14 protein-coding genes are annotated in these 19,091 nt (G+C 64.3%); 8 read left to right on the top strand and 6 right to left on the bottom strand.

All coding sequences use genetic code 11. From position 1 onward, the window contains the following. Window positions 1-82 precede the first annotated feature (82 nt). Genes C7453_RS13615 through C7453_RS13625 form a run of 3 tightly spaced genes read left to right on the top strand, consistent with a single transcriptional unit; the run spans window position 83 to window position 3,061 of the window. Window positions 83-1,708, top strand: coding sequence for a cytochrome ubiquinol oxidase subunit I (locus C7453_RS13615; protein WP_114728102.1), 1,626 nt, complete (start codon window positions 83-85; stop codon window positions 1,706-1,708). 14 nt (window positions 1,709-1,722) lie between these two features. Next, entirely contained in the window at window positions 1,723-2,859 is a 1,137-nt protein-coding gene (cydB, locus tag C7453_RS13620; RefSeq protein WP_114728103.1) for a cytochrome d ubiquinol oxidase subunit II, read from the top strand. Between the two features lie 10 nt (window positions 2,860-2,869). Beyond that, on the top strand, window positions 2,870-3,061 hold the full coding sequence (locus C7453_RS13625; RefSeq protein WP_114728104.1) for a hypothetical protein: 192 nt from the start codon (window positions 2,870-2,872) through the stop codon (window positions 3,059-3,061). A gap of 164 nt (window positions 3,062-3,225) precedes the next feature. Here C7453_RS13625 and C7453_RS13630 read toward each other — a convergent pair whose 3' ends face one another. Continuing rightward, the gene (locus tag C7453_RS13630; protein ID WP_220791235.1) at window positions 3,226-4,299 is read right to left on the bottom strand and encodes a hypothetical protein; all 1,074 of its coding nucleotides are present in this window, start codon (window positions 4,297-4,299) and stop codon (window positions 3,226-3,228) included. Between the two features lie 260 nt (window positions 4,300-4,559). On the opposite strand from C7453_RS13630, the gene C7453_RS13635 reads away from it, so the two are divergent. After that, window positions 4,560-7,055, top strand: a complete 2,496-nt coding sequence (locus C7453_RS13635) for a phosphocholine-specific phospholipase C (RefSeq protein WP_114728105.1) — start codon at window positions 4,560-4,562, stop codon at window positions 7,053-7,055. Between the two features lie 269 nt (window positions 7,056-7,324). Here C7453_RS13635 and wrbA read toward each other — a convergent pair whose 3' ends face one another. The 5 genes from wrbA to C7453_RS13660 form a co-directional block, all read right to left on the bottom strand. Next, window positions 7,325-7,921 (bottom strand): NAD(P)H:quinone oxidoreductase, encoded by a 597-nt coding sequence (gene wrbA / locus C7453_RS13640; protein ID WP_114728216.1) that lies wholly within the window; start codon window positions 7,919-7,921, stop codon window positions 7,325-7,327. A gap of 150 nt (window positions 7,922-8,071) precedes the next feature. Further along, the gene (locus tag C7453_RS13645) at window positions 8,072-9,334 is read right to left on the bottom strand and encodes an NRAMP family divalent metal transporter (RefSeq protein ID WP_245949038.1); all 1,263 of its coding nucleotides are present in this window, start codon (window positions 9,332-9,334) and stop codon (window positions 8,072-8,074) included. Window positions 9,335-9,508: 174 nt separating this feature from the next. Further along, complete coding sequence (locus C7453_RS13650) at window positions 9,509-11,971, bottom strand: TonB-dependent siderophore receptor (protein WP_342767968.1); 2,463 nt, start codon at window positions 11,969-11,971, stop codon at window positions 9,509-9,511. A 213-nt stretch (window positions 11,972-12,184) separates the two neighbouring features. Next, a complete protein-coding gene (locus C7453_RS13655) occupies window positions 12,185-13,180 on the bottom strand; it encodes a FecR family protein (RefSeq protein WP_114728108.1) in 996 nt (331 codons plus the stop codon). A gap of 100 nt (window positions 13,181-13,280) precedes the next feature. After that, complete coding sequence (locus C7453_RS13660; RefSeq protein ID WP_114728109.1) at window positions 13,281-13,790, bottom strand: sigma-70 family RNA polymerase sigma factor; 510 nt, start codon at window positions 13,788-13,790, stop codon at window positions 13,281-13,283. A gap of 279 nt (window positions 13,791-14,069) precedes the next feature. Between C7453_RS13660 and C7453_RS13665 the strand changes: the two genes are divergently transcribed. From C7453_RS13665 to C7453_RS13680, 4 genes are all read left to right on the top strand, one after another. Beyond that, window positions 14,070-14,579, top strand: a complete 510-nt coding sequence (locus C7453_RS13665) for an RNA polymerase sigma factor (protein ID WP_114728110.1) — start codon at window positions 14,070-14,072, stop codon at window positions 14,577-14,579. Window positions 14,580-14,628: 49 nt separating this feature from the next. Further along, window positions 14,629-15,585, top strand: coding sequence for a FecR family protein (locus tag C7453_RS13670; protein WP_170143224.1), 957 nt, complete (start codon window positions 14,629-14,631; stop codon window positions 15,583-15,585). Window positions 15,586-15,735: 150 nt separating this feature from the next. Further along, complete coding sequence (locus C7453_RS13675; protein WP_114728112.1) at window positions 15,736-18,294, top strand: TonB-dependent siderophore receptor; 2,559 nt, start codon at window positions 15,736-15,738, stop codon at window positions 18,292-18,294. A gap of 204 nt (window positions 18,295-18,498) precedes the next feature. Further along, window positions 18,499-19,035 (top strand): sigma-70 family RNA polymerase sigma factor, encoded by a 537-nt coding sequence (locus tag C7453_RS13680; protein WP_170143225.1) that lies wholly within the window; start codon window positions 18,499-18,501, stop codon window positions 19,033-19,035. The last annotated feature ends 56 nt before the right edge of the window (window positions 19,036-19,091 follow it).

Genomic DNA, 19,091 nt, shown 5'->3' on the forward strand with positions numbered 1-19,091 from the left:
GCGGCCGCGTGTCCCAGGACACGACAATGACCCCCGCGCCGAAAACGCGCGGACCAGATTGCAGAAATCAGGAGAATTGAGCGTGGAGCTTATCAATCCGGATGTCGTCGACCTGTCGCGATTCCAGTTCGCGCTGACGGCACTTTACCATTTCATGTTCGTGCCGCTCACATTGGGGCTGACCTTCATGCTGGCGGCGATGGAGACGGTGTACGTCGTCACCGGCCGACAGATCTACAAGGACATGGCCCAGTTCTGGGGCAAGCTGTTCGGCATCAACTTCGCCATCGGCGTCGCGACCGGCATCACGATGGAATTCGAATTCGGCACCAACTGGTCGATGTATTCCCGCTTTTTCGGCGACATGTTCGGCACGCCGCTGGCCATCGAGGGCCTGATGGCGTTCTTCATGGAATCCACCTTCGTCGGGCTGATGTTCTTCGGCTGGGACCGCCTCAGCCGCCCCGCCCACCTGGCCATCACCTATCTGGTCGCGCTGGGCTCCAACCTGTCGGCGCTGTGGATTCTGGTGGCCAACGCCAGCATGAACATGCCGGAAGGCGCGCATTTCGACCCGGACACCATGCGGATGCAGTTCGACAGCGTGGTGAAGGTCATCTTCAACCCCGACGCACAGGCCAAGTTCGTCCACACGTCGGTCGCGGGCTACGTCTCGGCGGCGATGTTCGTCATGGGCATCAGCGCGTTCTATATCCTGCGTGGCCAGCACAAGGCTTTCGCCGCGCGCTCCTTCCGCATGGCGGCCCTGTTCGGCATCATCTCCACCGTCGCCGTCATCACGCTGGGCGACGTGCTGGGCCGGCTGGACTACGAACACCAGCCCACCAAGATCGCCGCGATCGAGGGGCTGTGGCACACCAGCAAGCCGCCGTTCGAACCGTGGCTGGCCTTCGCCCTGCCCGATGACGCCAGACAGGAAAACCATCTGGAAATCGGTGTCCCCTTCGTGCTGACGCCGCTGGTCGCCCACAGTTTCGACACGCCGATCACCGGCATGACCGAACTGGAAGAGCAGGCCGGCCCCCACATCGCATCGGGCATCCAGGCCCTGTCGGCGCTGCGCCGCTACGGCCAGGGGCACGACCCGGCGGACCTGGCGCAGTTCAGGGCGCATGAGGCCGACATGGGCTTCGGCTTCCTGGCCATGCGGCATGCCCCCGGACAGGACGTCACCGCCATTTCCGCCGCCGAGATGGACAGCGTGGTGCGACAGACCGAGCCTGACATCCTGCCGAACGTGTTCGTCACCTTCTGGTCGTTCCGGATCATGGTGTTCCTGTCGCTGTGGTTCTTCGCCGTCTTCGCCCTTTCCGCTTATGTCAGCCTCACGAACCGGCTGGAACGCAACCGCCTGCTGCTGAAGCTGTGCATGTGGTCCATCCCGCTGCCCATCCTGGCCACCGAGTTCGGCTGGATCACCGCCGAAGCCGGCCGCCAGCCCTGGACGGTGTTCAACCGCCTGCCCACCTTCCTGTCCGCCTCCAGCCACGGCGTCGGCTACATGATCTTCTCGCTGGCCGGCTTCGCGCTGCTCTACTCCACCTTCATCGCCGCCGAACTGTTCCTGATGTTCAAATATGCCCGCCTCGGCCCCGATCACGGCGCGCATGGCGCGCAGGGGCCGCACCTGACGGTCGCACACGATCGGAAGGATGCGTTTTCCATCGCCTCCTCCCTGTCCTCGTAAGGGAATTTCGTAAAATGGACTCATACGCAATCCTGAAACTGGTCTGGGCCGCCATCCTCGGCATCCTGTTCATCGGACTGGGCACGATGGTCGGCATGGACATGGGCGTGGGCACGCTGCTGCGCTTCGTCGGCCGCAACGACGGCGAACGCCGCACGGCGCTGAACATCGTCGGCCCGCACTGGGACGGCAACCAGGTGTGGTTCATCCTGGGCGGCGGCGCGATCTTCGCCGCCTTCCCCACGCTCTATGCCACCTCGTTCTCGGTCTTCTACGTCGTCATGATCCTGCTGCTGTTCAGCATGATCCTGCGGCCGGTGGCGTTCGAATACCGCTCCAAGGCCGACAGCCGGCACTGGCGCGCCAGTTGGGACGTCGCGTTCCTGGTCTCGGGCACGCTGCCGATGTTCATCTACGGCGCCGCCTTCGGCAATGTGCTGGAGGGCGTGGGCTATCATTTCGGCTGGACCGGCCAGTATTACCAGGACGAATCGTTCCTGTCCTACCTGGTCAATCCGTTCGCGATCCTGTGCGGCCTGATGTCGGTCGCACTCAGCGTCTACCAGGGCGGCGTCATGCTGATGCTGCGCTCCGAGGAGCCGATCCACGGCCGCGCGCGGCGCTATGCGATGCGCGGCGGCGTCGCCGCGGCAGCCCTGTTCGCGATCGGCGGCGTGTGGATCAGCCGCCTGAACGGCTTCCGCCTGACCGACGCCAACCCCGGCATGCCCGCCAACCCGATCCAGGGGCAACACGTCACCGTCAGCATGGGCGGATGGCTGGAAAACTTCCACGCCCATCCGGCCTTGTGGCTGATTCCGCTGCTGGGCATCGCCTGCATGCTGCTCGGCACCCTGATGGTACGCGCCGACCGCCCGGTTCTCGCATGGTGGATCGGCGCGGGCTCATGGGCCTGCACGATCGGCACCGTCGGCACCGCGATGTTTCCCTTCCTCATGCCCTCCGCCACGATGCCGGACCAGAGCCTGACGATCTGGAACAGCACCGCCAGCGCCTACGGTCTGGCCTGCATGCTGGTGGTGGCCGCGATCTTCGTGCCGATCATCCTGTCCTACACATCGTGGTGCTACTACGTCATGCGCGGCAAGGTCCGCACAGCCGACGTCATCCACGATACCCACAGCTACTAAGGACCCTGTCATGAACATCATGCGCCTGGCCGGGCTGGCCGTCGCCCTGGTCGTCTCGCTTCTGTTCGCCGTCTTCGTCGGCGATCAGGGGCCATGGTATTTCGCGTGGGTCGTGGGCACGGTGATGATCATCCTCATCGCCGGCGCCGGCGCCATCCTGCTCGATGCGCAGGACGAACAGACTCCGGAAAAGGAAATCTGACCATGATGGGCGATCTGGAACGCATCATCTTCTTCATTCCCGCGCTCTATCTGGCCCTCTACCTGGTGGCGGTCGCCATCGCCCGCCGCGCCGGGCAGCGCCCTCCCTCCGGTCCCTAGAAGATCGGCTCCTGTTTGAATGCACGCATTCAAACAGGAGCTGCCCTAGCCGTTGGCGGGAATGGTGACGATGGTATTCGGCCCCTTGCTGGTCTTGGAAAGCTCAAGCAGGATCTGCAACATCGTAAAAGCCAGCTTGCTGTCGAAATCGTCGTCCGCGATCCAGTAGAATTTGTGATTGTAGCTGGTCCAGGAAAACACCGCCCCCGGCCGCTCCTTCGTCACATGCACCACCACGATCGGCCGCGTTACGCGCCCGACCATCTTGATGGTGGGGCGCGTGCGGCCCGAGGCGATATCCTCTTCCGGAACGTCGATCTGGTAGGCAATCTGCCCCAGCACCCCCAGCACGGTGCGCGTCAGCAACTGGATCTGCCCCCGGCGCGGCCGCCCGCCGCCATAGACGACCTCCACCCGCTCGTCGTCCTGCGCCATGCCCAGCAGGCGGCGCGTATCATGCACCACCTTCGTCAGGTCCGGATTGTCGGTCGAGGCGATCGACAGGAAAACCCGGTCGGCCAACGCGTCCTTGTCCGTGGCCGCCGGGTTGCGTTCAAGCTGGATACCCAGCAACCCCGCAAGCTGAAGAAGCCGCAGGTCGTAGATCAGGTCAAAGAACGCCGGCGAGGCCCGCCCCACATCCCCGCCCAGCGACCCGGTATTGTTGATCAGGTTGATCGACTGCACGGCCAGACGAAACAGCACGTCGATCGGCAGCCCGCCCATGGCCAGCGGCAGCAGGTTCCCCGGCGGCAGCGGCCGCAGGAAACTCTGCGCATAGGCATCCCCCGTCACGGGCTGGAAGGTGAAGGTCGGGCTTTCCTGCACCTGCATCCCCGCCCCGCCATAGGGCCGGGTCGCCGAATAGTTGCCGATCCCCACGGAGATATTGCGCTGAAGCTGATACCCCGAAATCAGCTGCGTCGTATCCAGGAATCCCGGCGTGTCGGCATAGCGCAGCCGCACCACGTTCAGCAGCGTCTGCTGCTTGGCCGAACTGGTCAGCGCACGAGAATAGTCGCTCTGGTCCCGGTCCAGCCGCGTCGGCCCGATCTCGTAGCACCCTTGCAGAACAGACAGGCCCGGCAGCAGAAGAAGAAAGCGAATGGTCCTGTTCATGGTCCCCGGATGTCGTTCATGGCGCCCGAAAGGCATTAAGAGGCTCTAGATCACCGGTCCCGGATTTCCAATGCGTTTGCGGACCATTTTTCCTGACAAGTTGGCAATGTCCAGCCACCACAGGCACAGTGCGCACCGTTTCCACCCGCCTCTGTTTCATGAAATTGTCACAATGGAAACCGGCAACCATGCCGTATGTCACGCCACATCCACACGATTTCCGTCCGTCGCGGACGACCACGCACAGGCCGAGCAGACTCATGACGACACGTCGGGACTTCCTCAGATACGCCCTCCTGTCCGGCGCGGCGGGCGCCACCACCACGCTTCCCGCCGCCATCCAGCGCGCCTTCGCCATCGCCCCCAACCCCGGCACGACATGGCAGGATGCCGAGCATGTGGTGATCCTGATGCAGGAGAACCGGTCGTTCGACCATGTGTTCGGCACGCTGCAAGGCGTACGCGGCTTCAACGACCCCAGGGCGATCCGGCAGGCCAACGGCAACCCGGTCTTCGCCCAGACGGGCGCGGACGGCCAGACCTACGCGCCGTGGCGCCTGAACATCCGCGACACGCGCGTCACCTGGATGGGGTCGATCCCCCATTCCCGCGACAGCCAGGTCGATGCATGGAACGACGGCGGACACGACCGCTGGATCGACGCCAAGAAATCCCACCACAAGGGCTATGACCGCTACCCGCTGACGATGGGCTACTACACGCGCGAGGACCTGCCATTCTACTACGCGCTGGCCGACGCCTTCACCGTCTGCGACCAGCATTACTGCGGCGCCATGACCAGCACCACGCCCAACCGCCTGCTGTTCTGGACCGGCACGGTCCGCGACACGCAGACGACCGATTCCAGGGTCTACATGCGCAATGGCGAGATCCTCGAAGGCGGCATGACCTGGACCACCTTCCCCGAACGGCTCCAGAGCGCCGGCATCTCGTGGAAATTCTACCAGAACGAACTCTCCCAGACCGGCGGCATGAACGCGCGGGAGCGCGCATGGCTCTCCAATTTCGGCTGCAACGTCCTGGAATGTTTCGACCAGTACTGCGTCTCGGCCAATCCCGGATTCAGCGACTGGCTCGAAGCCCGCATCGACGACTGCACAGGCCATATCGAGCGGCTGACGAAGCAGGAAATGCTCGTCTCCGAAACGCACGAGGAACAACTGGCCGAAGCACGGGCATTGCTCGACGTGCTGACCCGCCGCCGCCCGTCGGCCAGCCACACGATGCAGAAGCTCTCGCCCGCCGAACGCGCCCTGTTCGAGAGGGCCTTCGTCATCAACAGCGGCGACCCGCAATACCGCACGCTGGAAACCCTGTCCTTCTCCGACGGCGACAGAACGCGGCACATGGACGCCCCCAGGGGCGACATCCTCTACCAGTTCCGCCAGGACGTACGCGCGGGCACCCTGCCCACCGTCTCGTGGCTGGCCGCACCGGAACATTTCTCCGACCACCCGACCTCACCGTGGTACGGCGCCTGGTACGTGTCGGAGATCATGGACATCCTGACCGAAAATCCGGAGGTGTGGAAAAAGACCATCTTCATCATCACCTACGATGAAAATGACGGCTATTTCGACCATGGCTGTTCCTACACGGCGCCGGACCCTTACCGCCCGGAAACCGGCCGCTCCTCGGCCACGATCGGCCCCGACGGGCTGGAACACACCACGGCGCGTGACGAGGTGGAACGCGGCGTGCCGCCCCGCCTGGCCCGCACCGGCCCCATCGGGCTGGGCTTCCGCGTGCCCATGATCGTCGCCTCGCCGTGGAGCCGGGGCGGCTGGGTCAATTCCCAGCTTTTCGAGCACACTTCCACCCTGCGGTTCCTGGAAGCCTTCATCCAGACGAAATTCGGCAAGACAGTCACCGAAACCAACATCTCGCCCTGGCGCCGCGCGATCAGCGGCGACCTGACCTCCTGCTTCCGCCCCTATGACGGCACGGTGCCCACCCTGCCGTTCCTCAACCGCAACGCCTTCCTCAAGACCATCGAGGACGCGAAGGACCGCCCCATGCCCGGCGGCTTCCGCGCCCTGAGCGCGGCCGACCTCGCCACCCTGCGCGCCGAACCGGCAAGCCTGCGCAGCCTGGCGCGGCAGGAGCCCGGCACCCGCCCCTCCTGCGCCCTGCCCTACGAAGCCCATTGCGACGGCGGCCTGACGCCGGACGGCGAACAGATCGCCCTGCGCCTGCACGCCGGGCAGAAACTGCACGGCGCACACGCGGCGGGCCTGCCCTTCAACGTCTATTGCCACGGCCTGGCACCGGGCAGGACCGGGGCCAGGAACACCATGCAGGCCGGCACCTACGCCGTCGCGGCCGGCGACACGCTGGATGCGGCCTTCGACATGACGAGCTTCGCCGACAGGCTCTACGATGTCGCGGTCCACGCCCCCAACGGCTTCTATCGCCATTTCCGGGGCCGGCAGGGCGGCCTGCGTCTGCAGGTGGAATGCGGCTATCTCCACGGCCGGGGCAAGGACCTCACCCTGCGCGTCACCAATAACGGCCCGCAGACGGTCACGGTCGCCTGCACCCTGGCCGACCGGAACGTGAAGCGCACCCTGCGCATCGCCCCCGGCCACGCCGCCGAGGCGCCGTTCGACCTGTCAGGCAGCGCGATGTGGTACGACGTCACGCTCACCAGCCCGGCCGAGCCCGAACTGGCCTACCAGTTCGCCGGCCGCGTCGAAACGGGCCGCCCCGGACAAACCGACCCCGCCATGGCCTGACAGCCTGACCGAACATGCACGCTGGCGGCGTGTCCCCCGCGCGTTTCCTGCGCTTCGGTGCTCATGGCCATCAAGGCCACGCCGCTCCGATGCTCGGAAACACATGTCGGGCGCGGCCCGAAACGGGCCGCTCTCGCTCGCCAGCCCACATGTTCGGTCAGGCTCTGAGGCTGTTCGCACAGTCACCCTGCCAGCGATCCCGCCCGGCAGGCCGACTGTTCAAACAGCCTCTGTAACAATCACACAATCACAGAGGGCCACGCCCCCAATCAGGCGAGTTTCTTCGCCAGCCCGGCCACATGCTGGCCGAGGAAGCGCGCGCCATCCAGTTCGTTGGCGCTAACGGCGCGCGACCCGTCCCCGGCGGCGATCGTGGTCGCACCATAAGGCGCCCCGCCCGAAACCTGGTCCAGTGTCAACTGGCCCTGGAAGCTGTAAGGCAGGCCGCTGATGACCATGCCATGATGGATCAGGTTCGACAGCAGCGAATACAGCGTCGTCTCCTGCCCGCCATGCTGGCTGGCGGTCGAGGTAAAGGCGGCACCCACCTTGCCGATCAGCGCCCCCTTCAGCCACAGCCCCCCGGTCTGGTCCCAGAACGCCGCCATCTGCGCCGGCAGCCGCCCGAAACGGGTCGGCGCACCGATGATGATGGCGTCATAATGCGCCAGATCGTCCGGGGTCGCCACCGGCGCCGCCTGATCGAGCTTGAAGTGATGCGCCTTCGCGATCTCCTCAGGCACCGTCTCCGGCACGCGCTTGATATCGGCCTCGATCCCCGCCGCACGGGCACCCTCGGCAACGGCCTGGGCCATCGTCTCGACATGCCCGTAGGTGGAATAATAGAGAACCAGCAACTTCGTCATCATGACCTCTTTTCCGGCCTCGGGGCCGTGTGCTCGGGGCAAACGTTACATCAGGGACCATACGGTCCACCCCACCCCCTCACATCCCTCAAAACCGGAAACCCACGGTTTCCATCCTTTGCCCCCAGGCGGCCCTTCCGCCACCAGGCTTCACAGCATGGCGCCGAACATCGCCAGCACCACACCGCCCATCAGGACGGTCGCAACCCACCCCAGCCATTTCAGCGGGCCACGAATGGCGAATTGCCCCATCACGTCGCGCCGCGCCGCCACCCGCATCATCACGACCATCACAGGCACCGCCGCCACCCCGTTCAGCACGGCACTCCAGAACAAGGCCCGGATCGGATCAACCGGCGCGAAATTGATGATCATCCCGATCAGCGTAGCGATCACCAGCGTCGCATAAAACGCCTGCGCCTCCTTGGGTCGGCGCTCCAGCCCCGTCGGCCATTGCCGCGCCTCTCCCACCGCATAGGCGGCCGACCCGGCCAGCACGGGCACCGCCAGCAGCCCCGTGCCCACGATGCCCACCGTAAACACCAGCGACGCGAACGCCCCCGCGATCGGCCGCAGCGCCTCGGCCGCCTGCGCCGAGGTCTGGATATGCGTCACACCATGCACATTCAGCGTCGCCGCCGCCGTCACCAGAATGGCCAGCGCAACCAGATTCGAAAATCCCATGCCCACCAAAGTATCGATCTCGATACGCCGCAACGCCCGCCGCCCCTGCGACGGCGCATCCACCAGATCGACGCGCCGGGGATACACCCGCAGATCCTCCACCTCTTCCGACGCCTGCCAGAAGAACAGATAGGGGCTGATCGTGGTCCCCAGGATCGCCACAAGCGCCGTCAGGTAATCCGATGTCAGCGCCTGCCGGGGCCAGACCAGATGCAACGCCAGCGCGCCCCAGTCGACATCCACGCACGCCAGCGCCGCAAAATAGGCAAACAGCGCCAGCGTCAGCCATTTCAGCGCCGCCACATAGCGCGTGTATTGCAGGAAGAGCTGCATGGAGATCGAAATCGCCGAAAACAGCAGCACATACAGCGCATGCGGCGCCGGCAGCAGCAGCCCCAGCGCATCGGCCATCGCCCCCAGATCGGCACCGAGATTGATGATGTTCGCCACCAGCAACAGCAGTACGACACTGCTCAGCAACCAGGACGGACAATGCAGACGGATCACGCCCGCCAGTCCATGGCCGGTCGTCCGCCCGATCCGCGCACTGATCATCTGCACCGCCACCATCAGCGGATAGGTCACCAGCAGCGTCCATGACAGCCCATAGGCAAACTGCGCGCCCACCTGGGAATAGGTCGCGATCCCGCTCGGATCGTCATCCGATGCCCCGGTAATCAGCCCCGGCCCCAGCACCCTGAACAGGCGCGGCCGGCTCGGTCCCACCACGGGGCTGGGCATTTCCGGGTCGTCATGACCATGCGGCCCGGCCCCGGCCTTCGCACCCTCACCCCGGTTCCGGGGACCCTGCCGCGCTGTCATCGTACCGCTCGCTTCGCCGAATGGAATCCCGACCCTATCCCAAACCAGCGGTCACGCCCATCTCTCTCCACCTGCTACCAGCTATAGGCCAGGTTTCCGTAAACCCTGCGCCCCTGTCCCATATAGCAGTCGTTCGTACCGCACGAGGTAACATAATATCTGTTGGTAAGGTTCGAAACGGCAACCTGCGCACGCAATCCTTTCAGACGCCTGAACATCGAACCGAAATCGTAATGCGCTCCCATATCGAACAATACATAGGGGGGGCACCTTGAAAGAATTCGCAGCATCCGCATAAGTGAAACCGACATAACGGATACCCCAGTTGAAACCGAACCCTTTCACCCTCTCGAACGGAAGCGTGTAGTCGAAGAACAGCGACATCATGTTGCGTGGCGTACCCTGAACATACCGCCCCTGCTCCGACACGGTACGGCCCTCGTCACCGGTCGCCGCATCGACCACCGTAGCCGTCAGGTTACTCCTTGCATAACGCATGTCTGTATAGGTGTATGATGCCACCACATGCAGGTCCTTCGTAACATTCGCGCTCGCCGAAAGCTCCACCCCTTTCGACGTCACCCTGCCGGCATCGGCATTGTAATTCGTATGGTCGGGATCTCCGATCAGATAATGATTTTCATTGATATGGAATGCTGATGCCGTCAGCAGAACATCCGTTTTCGGAACCTGGTATTTCAGGCCGGCCTCAAACTGCTTGCCGACCAGCGGCGCAAACGGCCGCCCCATCCAGTCGCTGCTGGTCTGGGGCACGAACGATGTCGCGTAGCTGAAATACGGTGCAAGACCGAAATCGAACTTGTAAACCAGTCCGGCACGCCACGTGAAGGCCGCCTGATTCTGATCGGACGGCTTTCCTCTTTTCGTCGCCGCACTGCCATCGGCATAATAATTCCTTGTGCCGCCGATATATTCCCGGCTCACCCAATCCTGCCTGCCGCCAAGCAAGACCGAAAGGCCTTTCCACTTAATCTGATCCTGAAAATACAAGCCTTCCTGAAAATAATCATCCCAGTCGGGATAGCTGCTCATGCCACAGGCACCGGGGGTCTTCAGGCAGGTATGCAAATTATAGACCGGATGGTAGATATCGATCGGATCATCCTCTCCGAACATGATATCCGTAGTTGTCTTGATCTGCCTGAAATCCGACCCCACGATCCAGGTATGCGACAACGGGCCGGTATTCACATGGCCCGTCATCCTGCTATCCAGCCCGACCGTCCTGTTCTTCCCTGCCGAATACCATGCGGTACGATCGAACTCCGAAGGCGAGAGCCGGCCAGAGAAATACAGATATCGCATATCATTCCTGGATGTCTCCCAACGAAACGATTGGCTGAATTCGATATATTTATTGAAGATATGCCGAAATTGATATTCGAACATGGCATCGCGTGCCGAATCGGCATTCCAACTCGGGTCGCCAAAAAAGCGATGCCTGGGCACCCGCCCCTCCGGCCCCGGAATCAGGGTTCCCACAAGCGGATATTCCGTCCCCGCCGCCCCGGTCTGCGGCGTGTACATATAACTTCCCAGAACAGTAAGCGACGTTTTCGAATCGATATCCCATGTCAGGGAAGGCAAAACGCCGACCCGCTGATAATTCACATAATCCATCTGGGTGCCCTGCGTAACGCCGATCGCGGCCACGCGGTAGCGCAGGTTTCCCGACCTGGTGATCCTGTCGCTGGAATCGAACGTCGCCTCATACCGCCCCCAGTTGCCAAACCCCACCGTGGCTTCATGCATGGGCGTCTCGGTCGGCTTCTTCAGGCTCATGCCCACCATGCCGCCAGGCGTGGTCTGCCCATACATGACGGAAGCCGGCCCGTTGACGACTTCGATCCGGTCCAGAAACGCCGTCTCTCCCGCAGCGAATGAGTCGGAAAGAATCCCGTCGACATACTGGCTGGAATTGAATCCACGCTGCTTGATGCCGTCAAACCCACTATAGGCACTGCCGGTCAGGTTCGTCCCCTGCGGTTCGGCATAGACACCCGCGCTATACCGCAACGCCTGCGCGACACTCTGCGCCTGCTGGTCCACCATCTGCTGTTTCGTGACCACATAGATCGAATTCGGAATATCGATCAGCGCGGTGTCGGTCTTCGTACCCGCCATCGTATTCCCCGCATAATACCCCACACCCGGCCCGGTCGGGTCCTGATGCGCCACCACACCGCCAACCCGGACCGGACCAAGCATGATGCTGGTCGACGCCCCCCTGACGAGCGAAACCGAACGGCTGCCCGTCTTCCGATAGGTCACGCCCGTACTGGCCAATATCCGCGAAAGCGCCTGCTGGTCCGTCATCTGCCCGGAAACGGCACCCGATTTCGCCCCCGAAACCGTCGCGCTGTCGAACGCGATCTGGATGCCCGTCTGCGCCCCATAGGCCGCCAGAGCACGCGCCAGCGGCTGGGGCGGAATCTCGAACCGCCGCACATCCGCGAAAGCCGCCGCTCCGGTTGCGGTGGCCGCCAGGGCACGCGGTACGCCGGGCAGACCAAAAACCACCATCAGCACCGAGGAACCGGCAAGCAACCCGCCCCGAAAGCACGCAGCAGATTGACGACGAAAGGAACAACAAACAGACATGGCAACGGGCCCCGCAGGCGGTCGAACGGATCATGTATGCGAACGATATGCATTCGCGTATTCCCATGACCGCCGGGGCACGCCCGTTTTCAACGGGACGCGGAAAAGTTTTTCCAAAAACCCGGCACGGCGCCGTCAGCCGGCCCCCGGCCCCGACAGCACCAGCAGGAGCCCGGCGGGCAGAGACACCACCCGTCCCCCATGCAGCGCACTGATCGCTTCCAGCGCCTCTTTCGGACGATGAAGATCGTAAACCCCGCCCATCGGCACCCTGTCGCGCTCCAGCCCATGCGTCAGCACGGTCCCCGCATAATAGCGGCCGAGCGTCCGCACGGCATCCGCCAGGGTCATGCCATCCAGCACCAGATGGCCCGAAGCCCACGCGCCAACCCCTGCCGGATCGACCTCCCCGCGCTGTTCGCGCCCGCTCGCGCCATCGACCGCCCATTGCTGCCCGGATGCCAGCCGCACGAGAGCCCCCCGCCCCGGCCAGGAGATGCCGACCATCCCCTCCTTCACCGCCACGGCCACACCGTCCCCCGCCAGCCGCACGTCAAAGGCGGTGCCGATATCCCGAACCACCGCCCGCGCGGCCGTCACCGAAAACCCGTGCGCCGCGTCATGCACCACCGTGAAGAAGGCTTCCCCTTCCAGCAGCGCAACCGCCCGCTCCCGGCCGGCATAATGCAGCGCGATCGCCGAACGCGGCCCCAGGATCACCGTCGATCCATCCGGCAGCGCGAGCGTGCGCGTCTCCCCCGCCCCGGTCACATAATCCGCGCGCAGACGCAGCACGAGGTCTGGCGTCCGCAGCCCGAAGGCCCCCACCAGCACCGAGGCCGCCACCCCCAGCGCGATGCGCCGCAACCACCGCCCGCCACGCCCCGGCCGATGCCGCCCCACGGAAGGCACGGCCTCCCCGGCCGGCATGTTTTCCCCAGCCAACCCGCCGGCGACCCCCCATGCCTTCTCCACCCGCCGCCATGCCGCCTCATGCAGAACGCTGCGCGCACGCCACGCCACACACGCCGCGGCGAGGGCCTCATCATCCGGCGCCTCGTTCAGCCGGATCTTCCATGACGCGGCCTCCAGCATGGCCTCGTCACGCCCCGGAAGCGGCGTCGCCGTCATATGACCATGCTCCCTGCTGCCCCGCGACCAAGGTTCCGGATGACCACCCTGAAACAGGGACGAAACAGGCCGCCTTTTTTCAACGCCACGCGCGGACTCTTCACGATTCCGCGTCAGGAAGCGCCGTGGCACACGCAACCAGCGCAATCTGGATCATCTTGTGTACCCGCGTGGTCGAAACCTCCAGCACGGCCGCGATCTCGCGCAGCGTATAACCGCCGATCCGATACATCTCGAACGCACGCCGGGTGCGCGGCGGCAGGGCAGACAGCGCCTGGTCGACAGCCCCTAGTTCCTCGCTGAACCGGAACTGCACGTCGGGCGTCAGACACGCCGCCCCGGCCTCCGCCAGCAGCGCATGGTCGATCTCCATCGGAACCTGCCGCCGCGACGATTTCAGATGGTCCAGCGCCAGCCGACGCACCATGGTTGTCAGATACGCAATCGGGCTGAACACGACGACACCGCGTTTCGCCACCGACGCCACATGGACGAAGGCATCCTGAACGATATCTTCCGCATGCGCCGGACACCCCACCATGCCCGTCGCCAGCGAGACGAAACGCGACCGGTTCGCCAGATAAGTTTCAAGAAGTGGATCGGAAGACATCACAGCCCGCGTTTTCCCTTAACGGCGCGTTTCGGTCCCCTTATCCCATCATGAGAATAATTATCAACAAACAAACCCGCCCCGACACCCCCGCGATCGCAATATCCGCCATGATCATCCCGGACGGTAAAAAACAGTCCTGCCAATCGTCTTCCAATCGACAGCCCCCATTCCATTCCCTCTTCCACACCCCACGCGCCGCGCATGGCCGCCCCGGTTGTTGACAATAACTATCAACTCCGTCATCCCCATTCCGTGTAACGGGCCGGCGCGAACGACATGGCATCCTGGGGCAAGACATTCAGCCTGCTCTTTCGGGCTCACAGAAAGCCGCTCGAAGCCGCATTGCGGAAACGGGCGGCTCCCGGAGAGTCAGTCCCCGATCTCGTGATGGACGTGTTTACCCGCGCCTACGCCGCCGGTCCGCGCGCCACGCCGGATGAGCAGGTGCGCGCCCTTTACACGGCGGCCCGCAATGCGGCGTACGACGCGTATCGTCACAACCGCATCGTCGCCGCTTCGGCCGATACCCTCGCCGACCTCCACCCCGAAGCCGACCATCGCGATCCCGAGGCCCACGTCGCCGCGCGCGAAACGCTGGATGTCGTCGATCAGGCGCTCGCCGCCCTGTCCCCACGCTGCCGCGAGATCTTCATCCTGCGCCGCGTGCACGGCCAGACCTCCGCCGACATCGCCCGTCGTTTCGGTATCTCGGTCAGCGCGGTCGAAAAACACGTGGCGCGGGCGCTCCGGGCCTGCCAGAAAGCCCTGGAAGACGCCCACAGGTGAAGGCCACCCCGGCCGTCCCTCCAAGTCCATGACCGGCAAGCAGACAGGCATGACAACACGGCCCAAGCCCAGCGAGCGCCAGAGGGACGAAGCCGCCATGTGGGTCGCGCGCCTGTCCGACCCCGACGCCACCGCCAAAGACCGCGCGGCATTCACCCACTGGCTGGACCAGGACCCGCTCCACCGCCAGGCGTATACGGAACTCGCCGTCCTCTACGATACGCTCGCCCCCGCCGCGCAGGCGGCAGACCGGCGGGCCGGCTGGACCAGCCGCGCCCTCGCCCACCTCCAGCCCGGCCCACGCTGGGGCCTCGTCGCCTCCGCCGTGGCGGCAAGCGCGCTACTGGTCTGGATCGACAACCCCTCCTTCCTCCAGGACATGACGGCCGACATCCGCACCGGCCGGCAACCGGTCACGGCCGCCACCCTGCCAGACGGCTCGACCGTGCGCATGGCGGCGGGCACGGCCCTGAAACTCGATTTCTCCGGCGGAACCCGCCATGTGCGCCTGCTGCACGGCGAGGCCCTGTTCGCCGTCCGCCATGACGCCGCCCACCCCTTTTCGGTCACCACCGGCGGATATGCCATCCGCGATGTCGGCACCGAATTCGACATCGCTGACCGCGCCACGGAAAGCCGCGTCTTCGTCGCCCAGGGCGCGGTTGACATCCTGGCCAACGGCACCCCGGTCGCTCCCACCCTGCATGCGGGCGACGAAGCGATCCTGCCCCGCCACAAGCCCGCCACCGTGGCCCAGGGCACGCCAGATATCGCCCTGGCCTGGCTCTCCGGGCGCCTGGTCGTCCAGGACACGACGATGACCGACCTGGCCCAACAATTGCGGCGCTACGGCAAACGCCGGATCTTCCTCACCCCCGCCCTGCGCGACCGCACCGTCTCGGGAACCTTCCCCCTCACCGACCCCGACGGAGCGCTGGTCGCCGTCGCCGCCTCGGTCGACGCCCATGTCACGTTCATCGGCCCCTGGCTCGCCCTCGTCCACTAAGCCGGGCCGCCAACGACGCCCATGAACCAGAGATCCGTTAATATGATAATTTTTCGCATTCGCAGATGAGGCAATATCGCTCTCACCCGTTTTGAAAAGTAGCAGGGGCTGCATCGCACCCCGTCTTTTCGAAACGAGCATGAGGGCCCGATGCGCCGCCGAACCCGGTTTTTCACCACACGAACCGCCCTGACCTGCGCCACGACCCTGGCCTGCCTCACCGCCCTCGGCGCCGCCGCCCCCCGCCCCGCACACGCCGCGTCCCCCACGTCCGCGCCCACCTACCGCTTCGCCATTCCAGCAAGCCCCCTGCCGGTCGCCATCGCCCGGATCGGCGGCATCGGCGGCGCGCGGATCGCCTATGCCTTCCCCCTCCCCGCCAACGCCACCAGCCAGCCGGTATCCGGCACCCTCACGACCGAAGCCGCCCTGCGGCAGGCCCTCGCCGGCACCGGTATCGGCATCGCTGCCGGCCCCGACGGCGCGCTTCTGCTCACGCCATCCACCCATTCCACCATCACCCTCGGCCCGGTCCGCGTCGGCGGCCAGAGCACCCGCCAGAACCCGACCGGCCCCGGCATCGGCTACGTCGCCGAAACGACCATGGCCGGCACCAAGACCGACACTCCCCTCACCGAAATCCCCAACTCCATCTACGTCATCACGAAACAGCAGATGGTGGATCAGCAACCCCAGAACGTGCAGGAGGCCCTGCGCTACACGCCCGGCATCTATGCCGAAAGCTGGGGCACCTATTCCCAGGGCTCGGCCCAGACCAACACGATCCTCCAGCGCGGGTTCGGTACTTCCCAGTTCGTCGACGGGTTGATGTCCGAATCCTTCAGCGCGGGCGAAACCGCCTTTCTCGAACGGATCGAAGCGATCAACGGCCCCGCCTCGGTCATGTACGGCCAGACCACACCCGGCGGCATGATCGCAATGTCTCTCAAGAAACCCACCGACACCCCGCTGCATCAGGCCAGCCTAGGCTTCGGAAGCTGGGGCCGCTACGAGGCGACGGTCGATGTCAGCGACAAGGTGACGCGCTCGGGCAATGTGCGTTACCGCATCGCCGCCATCGGTACCACCCAGGGCACACAGACCAGATATGTCGATTACCACCGCGTCGGCGTCCTGCCCTCGATCACCTGGGATATCGACCACGATACCAGCCTTTCGCTGATCGGCAGCTACCTCTACACCCCCGGCAGCGGCGCCAACACCAGCCAGCAGCCGCCTTATGCCACCCTGCTGCCCGGCGCCTATGGCCGGCTGCCCCGCAGCCGATTCCTGGGCGACCGGAACTGGAACGAAAACGCGAACCGCGACGCGATGTTCGAATATCAGTTCCACCACCGCTTCAACAGGTTCATCGCCTTCGATCAGGTCTTCCGCTTCGAACAGTCGCAGTGGAACTACGAAAGAATGAACTATGCGGGCATGCTCAACCAGACCACCGCCCTCAGGCTCCCTTCTTCAACGAAGGAGACCAACGACACGGTCGGGCTCGACAGCAGGGTCCACGGCAATTTCGATATCGGCCAACTTTCCAACATCTGGGTCGTAGGATCGGATTTCCGCCAATACTCCAATCATTTCCATCAGATCTTCGATCGTTCGTCAGGCTTCAACGGCCTGCCTGGTTTTAACGGCTTCAGCACGATCAATATCTACGATCCGCAGAGCAACTACATCCCCTGCGTCGACGTGCATAATCCCACCTGCCGCGATCAGGTCTATAACGGCAATACCAGCTATTTCCAGGAAGGCGTCTATTTCCAGGATCAGATCAAGTGGAAAGGTCTCTCCATCCTGCTCGGCGGCCGGCAGGACTGGGTAAACTACCACGGCGGGACCACCACCACCTCCAACATCAACGCCACCAGCACGGCCACCACGTCCTATAGTGCCGACCTGCCCCGCCCCCAGAGCGCCTTCACCTGGCGCGCCGGCCTGGTCTATGCGTTCGATTTCGGCTTGTCCCCCTATTTCAGCTATTCCACGTCCTTCATTCCCCAGACAGGCAACAACTGGCAGGGCAACACCTTCCCGCCCCTCACCGGCAGGCAGTACGAAGCCGGGCTGAAATACAAGGTCCCGCACCGCGATATCCTCATCACCGGCGCGGCCTACCATATCGACGAAAACCACTACCTGATCACCGATCCCGTCCATACCGACTTCTCGGCCGATGCCGGTCGCGTCACGTCGGAAGGGTTCGAACTCGCGGCCAACGCCAACATCACCCGCGATCTCAGGGCCATCGCGTCCTACAGCTTCACCAAGGCCACCTTCACCCGCACCAACCTGATCGCGACCGAGAGCTTCCCCGACGGCAGCAGCGGCGCAGACGTGGCGGAAAAAGGAAAATACGTCCCGACCGTCCCGCGTAACATGTTTTCCTTTTTCCTGGACTATACCCCGCCCTACCGCCTGTTGCGCGGTTTCGGCCTCAACGGCGGCCTGCGCTATATCGGCTCCACCTACAACAGCGCCGCAAACAGCTACAAGGTTCCGGCCTACCTGCTGTTCGACATCGGCGCCCATTACGACCTCGGCGCGGCCACCCCCATCCTGCGCGGCCTGAAGGCGCAGCTCGCGGTCTCCAACCTGACGAACAAATACTACATCACGTCCTGCACGGGTGCTTACAGCTGCTATATCGGCCAGGGCCGCCGCCTCTACGGCAACCTCACCTATAGCTGGTAGGCACCAGACGACGAACGACAGGTCCATTTTTACAGGGCGGGAACACACCCGTTCGCCATGCCGAAACCGCAAGGCTCCCGCCCCTTTATCCGCCCCACCGCCCTTGATGTTGCGATCTATTCTCAATAGTGTGGACACACCGATAGCGGGCCGGTTTCCGCCGACTCCACAGACTGCGAGATTGAGCGCCCGGAACGGCATACGGTGGCAAACGACGACACACTTCTCTCGGTCTATCTCGACAACAGGCTCCGCTTCCTCAATCTGGCGGCCAGGATCGTCGGCTCGCGCGCCAAGGCCGAGGACATCGTGCAGGATGCCTTCGTCAACCTCTCCCAGGCCCGGCGCAGCGGCACGCCCGTCGCCAGCCCGCTGGCCTATCTGACGCAGATCGTCCGCCGCCTGGCGCTCGATCACATGCATTCGGGCAAGGTGCGGTTCGAGGAAAGCCACACCGAGCAGGTCCTGGCCGCCCTCTCGACCGAATACCGCACGCCGGAAGATGCCTCCGCGTCCCGCCAGCAGCTCGCCGTCATCGCCTCGGCACTGGACCAGTTGCCCCCCCGCACCCGCATCGCGTTCGAAATGCAGCGTTTCGGCGGCTACAGACTCCACGAAATCGCGGCAACGCTCGATATCTCCATCACCCGCGCCGCCCAGTTGATCGCCGAAGCCCTCAAAGCCTGCAAACACGCGATCGACGCGCAGAAACGCGACGGCAAGCCGAGCCCCCGCCCTTGAAAAAACCTTCTCTGCGTCGTCATCCCAGCAGAAGCCGCCTGGAAAAACCGAGAGCC

Source organism: Gluconacetobacter liquefaciens (genome assembly GCF_003350405.1).
Lineage (GTDB): Bacteria > Pseudomonadota > Alphaproteobacteria > Acetobacterales > Acetobacteraceae > Gluconacetobacter > Gluconacetobacter liquefaciens.

Bases quoted from the DNA above. Each gene is read 5' to 3' on its own strand.
- cydB (WP_114728103.1), top strand. From the start codon at position 1,723: ATGGACTCATACGCAATCCTGAAACTGGTCTGGGCCGCCATCCTCGGC.
- C7453_RS13625 (WP_114728104.1), top strand. From the start codon at position 2,870: ATGAACATCATGCGCCTGGCCGGGCTGGCCGTCGCCCTGGTCGTCTCG.
- C7453_RS13630 (WP_220791235.1), bottom strand. From the start codon at position 4,299: ATGAACAGGACCATTCGCTTTCTTCTTCTGCTGCCGGGCCTGTCTGTT.
- C7453_RS13635 (WP_114728105.1), top strand. From the start codon at position 4,560: ATGACGACACGTCGGGACTTCCTCAGATACGCCCTCCTGTCCGGCGCG.
- wrbA (WP_114728216.1), bottom strand. From the start codon at position 7,921: ATGACGAAGTTGCTGGTTCTCTATTATTCCACCTACGGGCATGTCGAG.
- C7453_RS13650 (WP_342767968.1), bottom strand. From the start codon at position 11,971: ATGGTGGTTTTTGGTCTGCCCGGCGTACCGCGTGCCCTGGCGGCCACC.
- C7453_RS13655 (WP_114728108.1), bottom strand. From the start codon at position 13,180: ATGACGGCGACGCCGCTTCCGGGGCGTGACGAGGCCATGCTGGAGGCC.
- C7453_RS13660 (WP_114728109.1), bottom strand. From the start codon at position 13,790: ATGTCTTCCGATCCACTTCTTGAAACTTATCTGGCGAACCGGTCGCGT.
- C7453_RS13665 (WP_114728110.1), top strand. From the start codon at position 14,070: ATGGCATCCTGGGGCAAGACATTCAGCCTGCTCTTTCGGGCTCACAGA.
- C7453_RS13670 (WP_170143224.1), top strand. From the start codon at position 14,629: ATGACAACACGGCCCAAGCCCAGCGAGCGCCAGAGGGACGAAGCCGCC.
- C7453_RS13675 (WP_114728112.1), top strand. From the start codon at position 15,736: ATGCGCCGCCGAACCCGGTTTTTCACCACACGAACCGCCCTGACCTGC.